The sequence below is a fragment of the Lysinibacillus sp. NPDC097868 genome (assembly GCF_044761135.1).
GTDB lineage: Bacteria > Bacillota > Bacilli > Bacillales_A > Planococcaceae > Lysinibacillus.
Genome location: NZ_JBIWBS010000001.1, coordinates 2,142,639 through 2,158,838 on the forward strand (window position 1 = coordinate 2,142,639; position 16,200 = coordinate 2,158,838).

General features: G+C 36.1%; 15 protein-coding genes, 1 pseudogene and 2 riboswitches. Of the genes and pseudogenes, 6 read left to right on the plus strand and 10 right to left on the minus strand.

Annotated elements, in window-relative coordinates:
• Window positions 1-62: 62 nt before the first annotated feature.
• The 7 genes and pseudogenes from ACIQXJ_RS10620 to ACIQXJ_RS10650 all read right to left on the minus strand — a co-directional run bounded on the left by ACIQXJ_RS10620 (window position 63) and on the right by ACIQXJ_RS10650 (window position 8,746).
• Window positions 63-290 carry a DUF1540 domain-containing protein gene (locus ACIQXJ_RS10620; protein WP_403053132.1) on the minus strand — a complete coding sequence of 76 codons (228 nt, stop codon included), beginning with the start codon at window positions 288-290 and terminating at the stop codon, window positions 63-65.
• Between the two features lie 140 nt (window positions 291-430).
• Window positions 431-1,873, minus strand: a complete 1,443-nt coding sequence (locus tag ACIQXJ_RS10625) for a spore germination protein (protein ID WP_403053135.1) — start codon at window positions 1,871-1,873, stop codon at window positions 431-433.
• A 136-nt stretch (window positions 1,874-2,009) separates the two neighbouring features.
• Complete coding sequence (ribH, locus tag ACIQXJ_RS10630) at window positions 2,010-2,477, minus strand: 6,7-dimethyl-8-ribityllumazine synthase (protein WP_403053138.1); 468 nt, start codon at window positions 2,475-2,477, stop codon at window positions 2,010-2,012.
• Between the two features lie 56 nt (window positions 2,478-2,533).
• A pseudogene (ribB, locus tag ACIQXJ_RS10635) lies at window positions 2,534-3,124 on the minus strand (3,4-dihydroxy-2-butanone-4-phosphate synthase); the annotation flags it as partial.
• Between the two features lie 58 nt (window positions 3,125-3,182).
• Complete coding sequence (gene ribE, locus ACIQXJ_RS10640) at window positions 3,183-3,821, minus strand: riboflavin synthase (protein ID WP_403053141.1); 639 nt, start codon at window positions 3,819-3,821, stop codon at window positions 3,183-3,185.
• Between the two features lie 156 nt (window positions 3,822-3,977).
• A riboswitch (FMN riboswitch) is annotated at window positions 3,978-4,103 on the minus strand.
• Window positions 4,104-4,222: 119 nt separating this feature from the next.
• Window positions 4,223-4,348, minus strand: a riboswitch (FMN riboswitch).
• Between the two features lie 292 nt (window positions 4,349-4,640).
• The gene (gene uvrA / locus ACIQXJ_RS10645; protein ID WP_403053144.1) at window positions 4,641-7,145 is read right to left on the minus strand and encodes an excinuclease ABC subunit UvrA; all 2,505 of its coding nucleotides are present in this window, start codon (window positions 7,143-7,145) and stop codon (window positions 4,641-4,643) included.
• Between the two features lie 68 nt (window positions 7,146-7,213).
• A complete protein-coding gene (locus ACIQXJ_RS10650; RefSeq protein ID WP_403053147.1) occupies window positions 7,214-8,746 on the minus strand; it encodes an MDR family MFS transporter in 1,533 nt (510 codons plus the stop codon).
• 173 nt (window positions 8,747-8,919) lie between these two features.
• On the opposite strand from ACIQXJ_RS10650, the gene ACIQXJ_RS10655 reads away from it, so the two are divergent.
• From ACIQXJ_RS10655 to ACIQXJ_RS10665, 3 genes are all read left to right on the plus strand, one after another.
• Complete coding sequence (locus ACIQXJ_RS10655) at window positions 8,920-9,402, plus strand: MarR family winged helix-turn-helix transcriptional regulator (RefSeq protein ID WP_403054884.1); 483 nt, start codon at window positions 8,920-8,922, stop codon at window positions 9,400-9,402.
• Window positions 9,403-9,942: 540 nt separating this feature from the next.
• Window positions 9,943-11,064, plus strand: a complete 1,122-nt coding sequence (locus ACIQXJ_RS10660; protein WP_403053150.1) for a YibE/F family protein — start codon at window positions 9,943-9,945, stop codon at window positions 11,062-11,064.
• A gap of 1 nt (window position 11,065) precedes the next feature.
• A complete protein-coding gene (locus ACIQXJ_RS10665; protein WP_403053153.1) occupies window positions 11,066-11,860 on the plus strand; it encodes a YibE/F family protein in 795 nt (264 codons plus the stop codon).
• Window positions 11,861-12,009: 149 nt separating this feature from the next.
• On the opposite strand, the gene ACIQXJ_RS10670 is transcribed toward ACIQXJ_RS10665, so the two are convergent.
• The 3 genes from ACIQXJ_RS10670 to ACIQXJ_RS10680 are packed head-to-tail and all read right to left on the minus strand — an operon-like array spanning window position 12,010 to window position 13,938.
• Window positions 12,010-12,798, minus strand: a complete 789-nt coding sequence (locus tag ACIQXJ_RS10670; RefSeq protein WP_403053155.1) for an ABC transporter permease — start codon at window positions 12,796-12,798, stop codon at window positions 12,010-12,012.
• A complete protein-coding gene (locus ACIQXJ_RS10675; RefSeq protein ID WP_403053158.1) occupies window positions 12,795-13,703 on the minus strand; it encodes an ABC transporter ATP-binding protein in 909 nt (302 codons plus the stop codon). Before ACIQXJ_RS10675 ends, ACIQXJ_RS10670 begins: the two co-directional genes overlap by 4 nt.
• Complete coding sequence (locus ACIQXJ_RS10680) at window positions 13,687-13,938, minus strand: PLD nuclease N-terminal domain-containing protein (protein WP_403053161.1); 252 nt, start codon at window positions 13,936-13,938, stop codon at window positions 13,687-13,689. The genes ACIQXJ_RS10675 and ACIQXJ_RS10680 overlap by 17 nt, the downstream gene beginning before the upstream one ends.
• 190 nt (window positions 13,939-14,128) lie before the next feature.
• Between ACIQXJ_RS10680 and ACIQXJ_RS10685 the strand changes: the two genes are divergently transcribed.
• The 3 genes from ACIQXJ_RS10685 to ACIQXJ_RS10695 all read left to right on the plus strand — a co-directional run bounded on the left by ACIQXJ_RS10685 (window position 14,129) and on the right by ACIQXJ_RS10695 (window position 16,075).
• Window positions 14,129-14,668, plus strand: a complete 540-nt coding sequence (locus tag ACIQXJ_RS10685) for a helix-turn-helix domain-containing protein (RefSeq protein ID WP_403053164.1) — start codon at window positions 14,129-14,131, stop codon at window positions 14,666-14,668.
• A 132-nt stretch (window positions 14,669-14,800) separates the two neighbouring features.
• Window positions 14,801-15,181: a GntR family transcriptional regulator gene (locus ACIQXJ_RS10690; protein WP_403053167.1), complete on the plus strand. Its 381-nt coding sequence runs from the start codon at window positions 14,801-14,803 to the stop codon at window positions 15,179-15,181.
• A gap of 276 nt (window positions 15,182-15,457) precedes the next feature.
• Entirely contained in the window at window positions 15,458-16,075 is a 618-nt protein-coding gene (locus tag ACIQXJ_RS10695; RefSeq protein WP_403053170.1) for an HAD-IA family hydrolase, read from the plus strand.
• Window positions 16,076-16,200 lie beyond the last annotated feature (125 nt).

The window sequence follows — 16,200 nt, forward strand, 5'->3', positions numbered from 1 at the left end:
ATTATTTAAATATTGCCTTTAATTCTCTATTTGCAATTAGTTAAACAACTTATACCTATCATCTAAAGTTTTTCTTTTTCTTTAGACCTGAATGTTTTACAACACGTATCTGATGATTGACTTGCCGCCTCTTTAGACATATGCAACTCAAAATCAGAAGCAAACTCTGTATCATGTTTGTTATCGATACGTTTATCCATATCGATTGCTATCTTTTCAGCACCACAAAAATTACCTTTGGCATGGAAAACACAATTTGATACAGCACAGCTTACTTGAACATTCGGCATAACTATCCACCCCTTGTGATTGGTCTAGAAAAATATAGATAAGCATTAATCCATACTCTTCATTAAGTATTTTGTCCAATCCAAGCGTTTTTACAAGCAAAGCATGAAAATAACTTATTATTTATTTAAAATGGCTATCTTTAATTTTTACTGGAAGACCGAGTTTTATCTTGAGGCTGTAAAAATTTTGGGCGTTTATTGTATCCACTTGGAGCTGCACGTATTAAAGATTTTTTGATATCAGTCCAATTCAAATTTGCGCCAAGACTTAAGTACGGTACACCTAACACCCGTATATTCGCAACATAAATAAGAAGAAAGAATAGGGACAAAAAGAAACCAAATAAGCCAAAAAAAGCAGCCATTAAGACGACAAATAAACGGAAAACACTCATGGCCGTTACAAACGATTGATTTACAAGTGTATATGCTGCAATACTTGAAATAGCAATTACTACTATCATTGAAGGACTCGTTATGCCCGCCTTGATCGCCGCATCTCCGACAATTAAACCTCCCACAACGCTCATGGTTCCGCTCAAAAGAGATGGTAAGCGAAGACTTGCTTCGCGAAATAATTCAAACATAAATAACATTAGCAATATTTCTAGTATGGTAGGAAAAGGCAAACCGGTTCTTGATTGCACAACTGTTGCTAAAAGTAGTATGGGCATTTGCTCTTGATGATAGGTCGATAAGGCAAGCCAAAAACCTGGTGCAAGTATACTTATTGATATACCTACGATTCGTAGCAGTCGTTCTATAGAGCCTACAATAGCTGGATAATCATTATCTTCTCCTGATTTAAAGAGTAAAAAGATATTAGGGGGTGTTATGATTACATAGGACACTCCATCGACTAAAATAAGAATACGTCCTCTACTTAACGCTTGTACTGCAAAATCAGGTCGACCTGTATAGTCATGTAGTGGAAGAATTTTAGCGGTTTTGCCCACCCCATCCATCAATATATCGCCACTAATTACGACATCTGTATCAACTTTACGTAATTGCGTTTTAATTTCATCCACCATCGTTTTATTGGTAATGTCCTCCATATAAAGAACGGCTACTGTTGTTTTAGAGCGCCTACCAACTTCCACCGTTTCTACACTCAATGAATTAGTTGGTAGTCGCTTACGAATTAAAGCAATATTAATAAAAACATCTTCTATAAAATCGTCTCTCGGTCCTTTAATTACTAATTCATTTTTTGTTTCTTCAGGATTTCGATTAGGCTTATTAGAAATTTTACTAGAGAATAAAATTTTCTCCTTTTCAAAGTAAAGTAAGGCATATCCTGTATATACACGCGTAATAGCATCTTCTAAATCCGTTATTTTTTGAAGATTGGGAATGTGTAATTCATTTATTATTTGCTCTTCTAATAATGTTGTTGAAGCATCTTCGCACAAAGATTGGACTCGATTTATAATGACCTTATTCAATAATAACTGGTCGAACATTGATTCACATGTAATAAAATGAACACTATGCTGTTGAAAGGTATAAGTTTGAAATATCACGTCAGCAGAGCGTTGAAATAGTTCTTTCAACGTTTTCAATTCCATATTTCGATTCATTGATTGAATATTCCTCATCTCCTACTGAACTCGATTCAAACAAAATATAGTACTAACGCATATACAATATTTTTCCCAATGTCCAACAAATTATGCAGCAATTATCCTTGTCACTTATACATTATGTGATTATAATTTAGCCAATCATTTTCTGTAAATTCGCCATTTCAATAGCTGATATTGCCGCTTCATAGCCTTTATTACCAGATTTTGTCCCAGCGCGTTCAATTGCCTGCTCAATATTTTCAGTTGTGACAACACCAAAAATAACTGGTACGTTTGTAGCAAGAGAAACGTTTGCTATGCCTTTTGCTGCTTCGTTACAAACATAATCATAATGTGTTGTAGAGCCACGAATAACCGTACCAAGACCAATAATGGCATCATATTTTTTTGTTTCAGCTAGTTGTTTAGCGATAAATGGAATTTCAAATGCACCTGGTACCCAGGCAACATCAATTAACGCTTCGTCTACACCATGACGTTTTAGCCCATCTAATGTACCACTTAATAATTTACTTGTAATAAATTCATTGAATCGACCAACTACTACCGCTATTTTTAAATCACTGCCAATTAATTGTGCTTCAAATGTTTTTCCCATAAATTGATTCTCCTCGTTTACACTGTAAGTGAATTTTTTCCTTGCATTTGTTGACGGCGATAGGCTGCTAATGCATCAATCGAAATCATTTTTAATTTGTGTTTTTTCGCATATTTGACTAAGTCATCGAAGCGTAGCATTTCACCATCATCCCCCATGATTTCACAAATAACGCCTGCTTGTATGCTTTGGCAAAGCTTTGCTAAATCGATCGTAGCCTCCGTATGCCCTCTACGTTCTAAAACACCATTTTCCTTTGCTATAAGGGGAAATACATGCCCAGGTCTACGAAAATCTGTTGCTTGCGCTTGTGAGTCTAGCATTTTCTGAATCGTCAAAGCGCGTTCAAAGGCGCTAATGCCTGTTTTTGTATCTTTATAATCAATACTTACGGTAAATGCCGTTTGGTGATGGTCCGTATTATTTACGACCATTGGATGCAACGCTAATTGTTGTGCAAGACGCTGTGAAATTGGCGTACAAATAAGCCCTCTTCCATATGTGGCCATAAAGTTTATCGTTTCTGGTGACATAAACTCCGCAAGGGCAAGTAAATCCCCTTCATTTTCACGGTCTTCATCATCCACGACAACAATCATTTTGCCTTGTTTTAAATCTGCAATTGCTTCTTCAATTGAATGTAGCAAAATTGCCACCTCCTAATAAACTTTCATTTCCTGTACGTTCTATACTTTCAAAGACAGATTAAAACCCATGCTTCGCTAAGTAATCTTTTGTAATGGTCGGTGATTGCTGACCACGCAGTAGCTGTTGAATAATGTATTTACCAACTAAATCGGTTTCAATATTGACTGGTGATCCAACATTTTTTGTTCCTAATACTGTTTCCTTGTATGTGTGCGGAATAAGCGCTACGGTGACGCTGTTTTTTTCCACATGGAAGAGCGTTAAACTCGTTCCATCAATTGTGATTGAACCTTTAGGAATACAATAGCTAGTTATCTCCTCTGAAAGTTCTATATCAATGTATACTGCATTGGCCATTGGACGTTTGCGTACTATTTTTCCCACTCCGTCAACATGCCCTGAAACAAAATGACCACCAAAACGTCCGTTTGCAGGCATTGCACGCTCTAAATTTACTGCATTACCAACCCTGAGTTGCTGCAAATTTGTAGCTTTCACTGTTTCAGGCATTACGTCCATTGTCATTTCCTGCTCATTATAATGTGTAACTGTCAAACACACGCCATTGACAGCTATACTATCTCCAAGCTTCATGTCCGATACTATTTTTGGCGAAATAACAGTTATTTTCATACTTTGGCTATTGTTTTGCAAGGTTTTAATTGTACCAACATCCTCAATAATACCTGTAAACATTTTCCCACCTACTTTCTAATTTTAAATTTTGACCTGTAATTGCCTAAACGAGACAAATAAAAAACCCCATATAAAAATGGGGTTTGGGAGTTCTCATTCATAAGACGACACTAAATAAACCTAATGGCTATAAATTTTTCCACAGGTTACCATCTCATCGTTCTTCTCCCATCCAGACTATAACTGTCGGTTTTGGATTTGCACCAAATCAGCTTGCGCTCACGGACTTTGAATTGCTTCATCACCGCCGATTGGGAATTTCACCCTACCCCGAAGAACAGATTACTATTATATTTTTAACTAAATAAAAAACTCCCCAACGAATGCGATGGGAAGTGGTTTTGTATATAAGCGTAGCCAAATAGACCTTTTAAAATCCTATGAATTTAAAAAGCTTATACTATACCCTTCTCCCATCCAGACTGTAACTGTCGGTTTTGGATTTGCACCAAATCAGCTTGCGCTCACGGACTTTGAATTACTTCATCACCGCCGATTGGGAATTTCACCCTACCCTGAAGGATATGTTTATTTAGTTACTTCATACGATAACATTATTTTAATACATTATCCACTTAAAATTTTTTAATAGCTATTTTGTGTAGTTTAATTGCCTTGGCACAATCCAAATGTGCAAATTAAAACAACCAGTTAACAATTGAGCGTATTAAGGAGCTAGTGACTTTGGGGATAATTTAAAATTAGTAACGTCGAATGAAATTTTGAAGGATTCATAAATAAATACGCTCTTTTAGTAGAAGGTCGTTCAGTAGCCTTCATCTTAACTAAAAGAGCGTATTCTCTTTTTATTAAATGTAATTAGAACTCTTCGGCGAGTACTTCTTTCAGAAACATCCCCGTATAGGAATCCGATACTTTTGCCACTTGTTCCGGCGTTCCTTCAGCTACAAGCTTTCCACCTGCGGCTCCTCCTTCAGGTCCAATATCGATAACCCAATCAGATTCACGGATTAATTCTAGACTATGTTCGACGACGATAACGGTATTGCCCGCGCACACAAGTCTGTTTAATAAAGCATGTAGCAGTTTAATATCAGATGGATGAAGACCCGTCGTAGGTTCGTCCAATAAATAAAGCGTGTGGTTTTTGGATGCTTTACTTAATTCGTTTGCCAGCCTAATACGCTGTCCTTCACCGCCAGATAAAGTTTTGACCGATTGTCCCCATTGAAGATAACCCAACCCTACCTCACATAGCATTTCAATCATGCGTGAAATCTTTGTTTCCGATTTCAAAATTGGTAAGCTCTCCTCCACAGACATATTTAGCAAATCCGAAATGGAGTACCCTTCATATTTAACTTGCAACACTTCGTCAGTAAATCTTTTACCTTTGCAGTTTGTACATGTCACTTCTATATCTGCTAGGAAGTCCATATCTACTGATAGTACACCTAAACCTTGGCATGTTTCACATCGTCCACCCGGAGAGTTAAATGAGAAATGCTTTGAAGTTAAGTCTCTTTCTTTTGCTTCTGGTAATCCTGCAAACAATTTGCGGAGGTGCGTAAAGACATCCGTATAGGTAGCGACATTAGAGCGCTGTACTCTTCCCATTGGCGATTGGTCAAAAATAACGATATTTTCGATATGTTCTAACCCACTAATTTCCTTACAACCTGTTTGGGCAAGGTTTTTCGATTTTCCTTGCGCAAGAATGTCGAAAACAAGCGTGGATTTCCCCGAACCTGAAACGCCTGTTACTGACACGAGACAGCCCAATGGAATAGAAACAGTAGGGATGTCGACATTTCGAAGTTTTGCTTGTTGAATAGTGATATGTTGTCCATTTCCCTCCCTACGAACTCGAACAGGAGAAGGGGAACATTCTTCTACTAGATAAGCTCCAGTCACTGATTGCCCATTTAACATTAAATCATCCAGACTGCCTTCACCTACAACAGTACCACCATGTATTCCCGCACCAGGACCAATATCAATGATATGATCTGCAGCATGCATCATCTCAACATCATGCTCGATAACTAGTACAGTATTACCTAAATCACGTAATTGCTGAAGCACTCGAATGAGACCTGCTGTATCCTTTGCATGAAGACCAGTTGTCGGTTCATCCAAAATATACAGAACGCCAGTTAAAGCGGAACCAAGTATGGTAGCAAGTCGTAAACGTTGCGTTTCTCCTCCTGACAATGATACCGTCTGACGGTTTAATGAAAGGTACCCAAGTCCAACATCGATAAGCCGCTGAAGTGTTGTTAACATATCCTCGATAATAGGCACCAATAAATGATGACTTGCTTCAGGGAACGCCGTCTGCAAGCTATTCGTCCATTCCAATACATCTTCAAGTGACCACTCTGATACGTCCGAAATTGTTGCGTCCGCTACCTTAACTTGACGCACTTCTTTCTTTAAGCGTGCACCAAGGCAATCTGGGCAAAGTTGTTCATGAAAGAAACTTCCTTCTTTTTCTTTAGCTCCTGATTCCCCCTCTTTCTCCTTATAACGTCTCCATAAGCTCGGTATGACTCCTTCAAACTTTGTTCCTGCGGCCGGTTTACTATTTGGATAGTGACGTTTAAATTCCTCGCTCTCGACACCATAATATAATAAATCTCGCTGAACATCATCGTAATCTTTTAATGGTAGATCAGGGTCAAATTCAAAGCCATAATGCTTTCCTGCTGCCACTAAAATACGCATTTGAATGTCACGATGGACCCCCTTAAGGGATGCTACGCCTCCTTCGCGTAAGCTAAGCTCAGGATTAAAAACCATCGCCTCATTTATACTCGCCACATGACCAAGGCCGCTACAAGTTTCACAAGCACCTTCTGGCTTGTTAAAAGAAAAATGTAACATACCTAACTTCGCTTGCTGTTCATGACAATTTGGACAACTAATGATTTGATTATCTATTTCCTCATCTTCCTCTACGAACGCTTCTGTTGGTTCAAAAGAAGCAGGAATACTTACATGACATGAAGTACAAACTTGTTCACCAAGTCTGGCAAAGATAAAACGGATATACTTATAAATTTCTGTTACTGTTCCTACCGTTGAACGTGGATTTCGATTCGTAACATGCTGCCCAACACTGATTGACGGTGACAGTCCTCGAATAAACTCAACCTTAGGCTTGCTAATCGCATTAGCCATCATTCCCATAGAATCTAAATACTGTCTCTGGCATTCCCGCTGAAGCGTATCCATAGCTAACGTTGATTTCCCTGAGCCAGACGGTCCAGTCAGTACTACTAGCTTATATTTAGGTATGGAAAGCGACACTTTCTTCAAATTATTTTCCCAAGCACCTTTAATAAAAATGGTCTCTTTCATCATTGTCCTCCTGAACATCGTACGACTTATTAGTATCATCAATAGCTTAAATTCTTACTATATTTTATTTAGTTTTCCCTGTTGTCTTTTTCAGCTGTAACAATCACTCGGGAGTTCCCCATCATGAAAACGAAAATGGCTGCAATAACAATAGGAATGAGCGCAAGAAGAAATACATGTGTAACAGAGTTAGACATAGCATTCACAATAATATCAAGAATGTTTGCAGGGATATTCTCGCGTACACTAGGTTCAAAAATTTCTCTCATATCGCCAACATCAAACATTGCAGAATTTGAGCCTTGCCCCATATTTTTAAAACCTTCCGTTAGCTTACTAGCAAATACATTGTTTTGAATTGTTCCAAAAATTGTAATTCCCATCGTCATACCTAGCGTACGCAGAAACGAATTGGTTGAATTCGCCGTACCCCGATAACGAGCATCTAAATTATGCTGTGAAGCGGTCGGTAGTAATGAGAAGGAGAAGCCCATGCCAAAGCCTACGAGAATCATATACAGCGTAAGAAGTATTCGAGCCGTATCTGGCGTAAGTGTGCTTAGTAAAAACATACCTACAAAATAAGATATAACTGAAATAACCATTAAGTTTCGATAGCTTATTTTCGTTAAGAAAATACCACCAAAAGCACTTCCTGCCACGGACCCCAACATCATTGGCATCAGAATTAGCCCTGCATTCGTTGCGGAAGCACCATATACAGCCTGCACATAAATCGGTATATATACTGTTAAAATAATAAAAGTACCGCCATATAAGAAAGCTAACATTTGCGAAGAGGCAAATAAACGACGTTTAAATAAGAAGAAAGGAAGTATTGGTTCTTCTGCTTTCAGCTCTACAAAAAAGAACACAATAAAGAACACAGCAAAACTGATAAATAATGAAATTATCGGTGCTGAATTCCAATCGAACTGTTTACCTCCTAGCTCCAATGCAAACATAAGACTGATAACAGCCAATACAAGTGTCGCCGCTCCCCACCAATCGATTTTCTGCTTTGTAAGCACCGGAGATTCCTTGTAATTTTTTATAATTAAAATTAATGAAACGATACCGATTGGCAGGTTAATATAAAAAACCCATTCCCAACCAAAATGGTCTGTAATATAAGCACCGAGAAGTGGTCCTACGACACTTGCGATACCGAATACAGCGCCGAGTAGCCCTACCATTTTCCCCCGTTTTTCTGGTGGAAAGATGTCAAATACAATTGTAAATGCGATTGGCATTAGCGCACCTGCACCAATCCCTTGAATCGCGCGAAAAATGCTAAGTTGCTCAATTGTATGAGCGAAACCGCAAAGAGCCGAACCAAGTAAAAACACACCTAGACCAAAAATAAAAAATCTTTTTCTTCCATACATATCGGATAACTTACCAAAAATAGGCATACCAGCCATTGTTGTTACCATATAAGCAGAAGTAACCCAAACAAATTTATCCATGCCTCCAAGTTGCGATACGATTGTTCCCATTGCAGTCGCAACAATTGTATTGTCAATTGCTGACATAAAAATGGCAAGAAGTAAACCTGCCACAACCAACTTTGTATTACTATTACTTTTCGATGCTTCCATCTAGAAACCCCTTTACAAATTATTAATACCTTCGCTAGAATGAACACGTAAACAATTACACACCCATCAAATATCTTGACCATCTAATATCTCGACCATCTAATATCTCGACCATCAAGATATTAATAGTCTAAAAGGAGGCTTATCTTTTGTCAAGCAATCAAGAAAATCAAATGACTGATCCACGTGAACATTTCACTTCACTTATGCGCGGGCTAGGTACTCGCACAATATTACACCAGCAAAATGTGGCTGCATCTCTTGGGCTATACAATAATGATTTTATTTCTTTGGATATTTTACGTGAAACCGGTCCAATTACTGCCGGAGAGCTTTCAAAAAAAACAGGCCTTGCTACAGGCAGCATTACGGCATTAGTTGATCGCCTTGAAAAAATCGGTTACGTGCGTAGAGAAAATGATCCTAATGATCGTCGCAGGGTCATTATAGTCCCAGAATATGAATCGAGAGAAGAAATCCGTCATACCTATGAGTCGCTTCACCAAGCCATGCTTCAACTAGCTTCATCCTACAAGCAAGAAGAGCTTGCTCTCATTTCACAGTTTTTACAAAACGCAAGTACAGTACTAGAAGAGCAAATACAACTTCTCAGCTCTTCTACACAAAGTAAATCTTCACCAAAATCTATACGTTAAAAAAAAAAACAGGACGTTATCCCGATTGTGAAATGATTGTGGTTATCGTCCTTTTTTCTTTTCTAAATCCTCCTTCGGCAACCTCACTCCTTTTAATAGAGACAGTGGCGGGACAACTCCATGTTATCTAGTATTCGCATAATGATGAATGTATAATGTACGCCATTCCTATAACACGGACACATTTTTTGTATAGCTTGTCACTCCCCTCCCAGATCCATAACAGACAGACAACAACAATCATCTGAATGTTTTTACATATTCAGTACGATGACTAAAAATGATACGTGCAAATCAACTTATTTAAAACTAAATATTCAATGGAAAGCACAGGCAAACCATCATAGACGGCATGCTCCTTTATCGTAAAAGGAAACCTTAATTGGTAAAGAGCGTTACTTCCTACGTGACTACTTTTGACCAGCCTTGACATAGAAAAATAGGAATGTTATTGTGAGTCATTGTTCAACGCAGCTTCTGTACAACGGACACTTCACTTGCTACGAACATAGTCAAATTCCCCTCATTGGAGGTTTTTTTATGTTTACTATTATTTCTAATAAAAAACGGATATTATTCTATATCCTATTAGTACTGTGCTTTGTGGCTTCCTTTTTATTTGTTTCTCACAATGAATCCTTTTATGAGCGGCCAATTGCAGAAGTGATAAAAACAGAGTTGGAAGATTCAACACCTGTATCAGATATGTATAGTAATGACGATCAGTTATTTATGCAGCAAATAACTGCATTAGTGATAAATGGAGAGGACAAAGGACAACTTATATATTTAACAAATGAGTATTCTTCCTCTGGTGCTTTTGATCATGAATACAAGGTCGGAAACAAACTTTTCGTTTCCATAAAGGAAGACAATGCTCAAAAAGGGCAATTATCAGGTTCAATTTTAGACGTAAAACGCGATCAATACGTGTTAATAGTTGCATGGATTTTTATATTCGCCTTATTAATTGTTGGTAAAAGACAGGGGCTATTTTCCATAGTTAGTTTGATTGTTAATGCACTTATATTATCATTTGCATTGGATTTATATGTAAAGCATGCTAACGTCAGCTTGTTGTTCGTTAGCGGTGTATGTGTTCTGCTATTTACTGGTGTTTCGTTGATACTCATAAATGGTTTAAATGAAAAAACCTATGCGGCAATGCTGGCAACACTTTTAGGAACTTTCATTTCATTACTTATTAGCTTTTTCGTATTGTGGATTACATCTGAAAATGGCCTTCGATACGAGGAAATGCAATTTCTAACGCGTCCTTATCGTATGGTTTTTATGGCTGGTTTATTTATTGGGGCATTAGGAGCTGTAATGGATGTGTCAATTACCATGGCTTCTTCCATGTTTGCTTTATATGAACAAGATCCATCAATTTCTGATAAAGCATTAAAAGTTTCAGGGCTTGATATTGGAAAAGATGTGATGGGGACAATTACGAGTATTTTGTTTTTTGTGTATATATGTGGTTCCATTCCTATGCTTATTTTATATTTAAAAAATTCGTCTACGCTAGGGCTAACACTTTCCATGAATCTTTCATTAGAATTAGCTCGCGCTTTAGCAGGTGGTATTGGCGTTGTATTAACAATCCCCATCAGTCTTTATACTTCTATTTTTTTCATTAAACGAAAGAGGGTAAATTGATATGAATGTATTAGTGTGGCTAGCAGCCATTTTATTTATATTAATGATCGTTATTGGTGGAAAAAAAGGGGTACGCTCTTTTCTTTCTCTATTTTTAAATTTCGGGGTGCTCTTTGTAACGATTTTTTTAATGACTAATCCTAAGAACAGCCCTATTGTTTTAACGTTTATTGCCTGCACAATCATTAGTTGGATTAGCCTATTTTATATAAATGAAAAGAACAGCAAAACCATCACCGCATTTATTTCGACGATGATTACGATTGTGATACTTCTCTTTTTTATTGTGGTTGTCACTGGGAAGTCTATGATTCAAGGATTTGGAGAAGAATCTACAGAGGAAATTAGTATCTTTTCACTTTATATTGGTGTTAACTTTGTTCAAATTGGCGCTTCTGTAATTATTATGAGTACAATTGGAGCCATTTTAGACGTCGCCATTTCCATTGCTTCGTCTATGCATGAAATTTTTCACCACAACCCTCTCATTAGCAGAAAAAAATTATTCACATCAGGCTTAAGCATTGGGAAAGATATTTTAGGAACAGATACAAATACGCTATTTTTCGCTTTTTTCGGTGGATATTTAGGTCTTTTAATATGGTTTAAAGATTTAAACTACTCGATTGGCGAAATCATCAACTCTAAAGTGTTCAGCACTGAGCTTATCACCATTTTTTGTGCGGGAATCGGCATAGCTGCCATTATCCCCATCGCATCATCTGTTAATGCCTATTATTTAATTAAAACACGAGAAAAAGTAAGCGCACAAGAAAGTGCCAGTCACTCAAAGTGACTGGCACTATTTTTTTAAAAATTTTAATATCGTTGTTTTATGCTACCAAGCATACACATCTAAATGAACAATCATTACGATAACAAATAATGTAATCCAAAGAGCAAACTAACTAATGGTTTTGGACTAGTAGTCCACCTCTTTGTATATTAATCTTTATGATATTTCTTTTCTGAAATCCAATAGTGCGAAATAGTGATGGTTAAAGAAATCCATATGAAAGTAATTAACATATTGCCGTATAAATGCGAATCGACTGAACCCGTTATTAATACCATCATTGCATGTTGACTCATGCCTGCAGGATTTAATAAATCAATTATTGGATGTAATCCACTAATCATTTTAAAAATAAACAAGCAAACGATACTAATTAAAGCGATGACGCCCTGTCCATTAAAAATAGTGCTAACCATCGAAGTAAAGGAAATCATAAAAAGAACCCATAATTGATAAAAAACAATGGCTAGTATCATATCTAGAAATGAAATATTATTAAACAAGAAATTTACATATACGTAAGATACAACATATCCAAATGTCACACTAATAGCTACAAATGAGAAATTAGAAAAAAGCTTTCCACCGATATATGATCCTACTTTTACAGGTCTTGTTAGAATAAAATCAAGCATCCCATTTGCTTTATCTGACTGAATGATGCCCATCATAGAAATGACAACAATCATAATGCCCAACTGATCGAATTGTGACCCAAGAGTTGCGGCCATTACCTGCGCTCCATCCTGCTGGATCATTGAAGGGTCAATCGTAATGCCTTGATTTCCACCAAGCGCTGCTAAAATTGATGGTAAATAATATGTAACAACCGGTTGCGTTGCGCCTAAAAACATAAAAGCAAGAGGTAGCCAAATAACTTTAAAATCACGAAACATTTGTACATATTCTTTTTTAGTTAAAATATAAAAAGGCGTCATACGCTCACCACCATTTTTAAAAAGATTTCTTCTAACGTGTCGCTACTTCCAACTTCAAATCGAACAATATCTATCTTGTTTTCCAGAGCATCACGGATTAACATATCTTTATTTTTCTGAACATTTTCAAGGGTAACCTTCATTCTTTTTCCGCTTACTTCTACATTTTTCACATATGGAAGCTTTTCAATTAATTGCACCCAAAGCATATTTTCCGATGCAATTTCAAGATGAACAACCGATTCATTGTTATGCGTTAATAATTTATCTATTGTCGTATCTTCGATTTTCTTTCCTTGTTTCATGATGACAAATCGTTCACAGATTTCTTCTGCATCACCTAAAATGTGAGTTGATAATAAAATAGTTGTTTCATGTTTAATTTCTTGAATTAAATTTAAAACCTCTCTCCTACCTATTGGATCTAATGCCGAAACAGGCTCATCCATGACAATAAAAGATGGCTTATGTAAAAGCGTTTGGGCAATGCCCAATCTCTGCTTCATTCCCCCAGAAAACGTTTGGACTTTCTCATTTTGTTCGTTAAATAATCCAACTTTTGTTAATATTGCTGGTACTTCCTCAATAAGTTTATCTTTTGCTATCCCTGATAACTGTCCCATAAAGAAGAGTGTTTCTTTGGCTGTCATCCAATGGAAAAAGTCTGGGTATTGTGGAAGATAACCTATTTCTCTTTTCATATTAGAAATTTTTTTCCCATCTAAAAGTACTTCGCCTTTATCCGCATATAGAATGTCTGCAATGATTTTAATTAACGTAGACTTTCCAGCACCGTTTGGCCCTATGAGTCCTACACACTGACCAGTTTCAACTTCCATAGAAAAGTTATTGACTGCTGTCTTTGTTTTAAAGTTTTTCGTTACATCTTTAATTTCTAACTTCATAAGCTTTCTCTCCTTTTCGTCCAATAGTGAAATATAAAATTGGTCCAATTGTATTGAAAAATAAGATAACTATTGTCCATAAAAGAACATTTGCCCTTGTCTTACGATGCCGATACAAATCAAACAGTGCAATAAGAATAAGAATGAGTCCAACAACCATAAACGGTAATGCAATCTGTAGTACTGCCAACCAATCGATATCTTTCAACTCATTTAACCCGTAGTGAAGTTTCATTTAAAATTCTCCTTTTTATTTACATTATCATTACTGATAATGATAACAATAACACACATTTTTTGGAATTGCACCTGTTTTTTATTTAAACTTTATGTTAACATTCATTATTATCTATTTTGATAATATTATCAAAATAGATAATGTTTAACACTATCAAATACAATACTGTATAAAAGGAGTTAATACGGTGAATAAAGCTGAAATTTTAATGCACCCTGTAAGAATTAAAATTAGTCAAGCACTTATGCGGAACAAAGAAAATGGTTTAACGCCTCTTGAAATGGTGAGAATCATACAGGATGTTCCACAGGCAACACTTTATCGGCATATTCAATTGTTGCTTGATGCAGGGATTATCAAAATTATTAAAGAAAAAAAGGTCAGATCCGTCACGGAAAAATACTATGTTCTTAATGAAGATGCTGCTCGTCTGGATTCAAACGATTGGAAAACCACAAATATAGAGGATAAAATTAGTTATATATCCTATTATCAATTATCTTTATTGTCACAATATCAAGGTTATCTTTCTTCTTTGGAGAATAAGAGCTGTTCAGATGACCGTGCAACATTCTCTCTTTTAGAGTTAAACATTAAAGAAGAAGAATTTGAAAACTTTCAACGTGAGTTAAATAATTTAATGCTAAAGTACTATCAAAAAAATAGTAATGAAAACGTACTTACACGTACCATAGCTATCACTATTATCCCTGATAGCTATGCTTAAAATTAATAATATTGGGTGTTTCTTCAGCATTTGATAATGTGCTGCAATGGTTAAAAAGAAGAAATACCTACTAAGCAAATTTCAACCAAGTTTATTCATGAATAGATTGACGTTTATCTTAGGGGGAATACTATGTTGGAAATGAAGATAGATACGAGTAGCCAATTGCAAATCTATAAACAAGTCGTAAATCAAATTATTGAACATATTGCAAAAGGCCAAATTAAACACAATGATAGGCTTCCTTCTGTTCGAAATATGGCGAAAGATATAGGAATAAACATACATACAGTTTCTAAAAGCTATCATGAACTTGAGAAAAAAGGGATTATAAAGATGGAGAATCGAGTAAAGGCAAAAGTTATCGCTAGCTCAAGTCAAGTAGTAGACGAATCCCATTTACACAACCTTGAACTTTCTATAAAGACCATTATTATGGAAGCTTATGTAGCGGGATGTAGCAAGGAAAACATTAATCAATATATTACAAAAATTTTAGATGAATTGGATTAAATAATAATATGTCTTTTAAAGAGAGAGCTCTTTGTAATATGTATTGTAAATTTTTTTAGTGTATTGCAATTCTCTCTTACAGATTTTTTTATTATTTGCTAATATGCATTTTCCCCCGCTCTTCTTTTATCCACTAGGTCTTCTCCACCAAAAAACTCGTGATTTGTTTCTTTTTTCTGCATTCATGTCATTATGAACGAATGATTATATGTATTTAAAACATACATCTAGATAATAATGATAAATCCAACTACAACCTAAAGGAGAAAAAATACAATGAAACATATAATATTTGATTTTGATGGAACACTTGCAGATTCCACAGAAGTGCTCGCCTCTGTATGGAACATAATCGCGAAAAAATATGATTTTAAGGAAGTTCAGTTAGAGGATATTGATTCGCTAAAAAAAATATCAATTACTGAACGAAGTAAATTATTTAACTTCCCCCTCCGCAAGCTACCTATTATACTTCCTCAATTTTACCGATTATATCAACAGTCATTAAAAGAAGTTCATCTATTTCACGGTATGAAAGATGTATTAAAAGAAATTGAAAGCAAAGGTTATACAATCGCGATTATCTCCTCTAATTCAAAAGACAATATTTTGGAATTTTTAAACATGAATGGCATCAATCATGTCTCCGAAGTACTGTGCTCTAGCCATATTTTTGGAAAAGATAAAGTAATTAAAAAATATTTAAAAGAAGCGAACATCAAAAGATCCGACGTGTTATATGTTGGTGATGAGCAACGGGATATCATCGCATGCAAAAAAGTAGGTATTCCAATTATTTGGGTTGATTGGGGATATGACGCAATGGAGGTTATTCAATCAGAAGAGCCGGATTACAAAGTATTTTCTCCAGCAGAAATATTAAATATCATTTAAAGCAAGTAAAAAATTTCACATTTCCTTGCGCTCATAGCGTTTTCCGCTCAGCATATGGTACGCTGCAACTTGTTTGCGTAAAGGGGTCGCCTTCCTCTACGCCAATAACTAAATAACAGGCAACA

Excerpts from the sequence above, each read along its gene's own strand:
- ACIQXJ_RS10620 (WP_403053132.1), bottom strand. The coding sequence starts at position 290 with ATGCCGAATGTTCAAGTAAGCTGTGCTGTATCAAATTGTGTTTTCCAT.
- ACIQXJ_RS10625 (WP_403053135.1), bottom strand. The coding sequence starts at position 1,873 with ATGAATCGAAATATGGAATTGAAAACGTTGAAAGAACTATTTCAACGC.
- ribH (WP_403053138.1), bottom strand. The coding sequence starts at position 2,477 with ATGGGAAAAACATTTGAAGCACAATTAATTGGCAGTGATTTAAAAATA.
- ribE (WP_403053141.1), bottom strand. The coding sequence starts at position 3,821 with ATGTTTACAGGTATTATTGAGGATGTTGGTACAATTAAAACCTTGCAA.
- uvrA (WP_403053144.1), bottom strand. The coding sequence starts at position 7,145 with ATGAAAGAGACCATTTTTATTAAAGGTGCTTGGGAAAATAATTTGAAG.
- ACIQXJ_RS10650 (WP_403053147.1), bottom strand. The coding sequence starts at position 8,746 with ATGGAAGCATCGAAAAGTAATAGTAATACAAAGTTGGTTGTGGCAGGT.
- ACIQXJ_RS10655 (WP_403054884.1), top strand. The coding sequence starts at position 8,920 with ATGACTGATCCACGTGAACATTTCACTTCACTTATGCGCGGGCTAGGT.
- ACIQXJ_RS10660 (WP_403053150.1), top strand. The coding sequence starts at position 9,943 with ATGTTTACTATTATTTCTAATAAAAAACGGATATTATTCTATATCCTA.
- ACIQXJ_RS10665 (WP_403053153.1), top strand. The coding sequence starts at position 11,066 with ATGAATGTATTAGTGTGGCTAGCAGCCATTTTATTTATATTAATGATC.
- ACIQXJ_RS10670 (WP_403053155.1), bottom strand. The coding sequence starts at position 12,798 with ATGACGCCTTTTTATATTTTAACTAAAAAAGAATATGTACAAATGTTT.
- ACIQXJ_RS10675 (WP_403053158.1), bottom strand. The coding sequence starts at position 13,703 with ATGAAGTTAGAAATTAAAGATGTAACGAAAAACTTTAAAACAAAGACA.
- ACIQXJ_RS10680 (WP_403053161.1), bottom strand. The coding sequence starts at position 13,938 with ATGAAACTTCACTACGGGTTAAATGAGTTGAAAGATATCGATTGGTTG.
- ACIQXJ_RS10690 (WP_403053167.1), top strand. The coding sequence starts at position 14,801 with ATGTTGGAAATGAAGATAGATACGAGTAGCCAATTGCAAATCTATAAA.
- ACIQXJ_RS10695 (WP_403053170.1), top strand. The coding sequence starts at position 15,458 with ATGAAACATATAATATTTGATTTTGATGGAACACTTGCAGATTCCACA.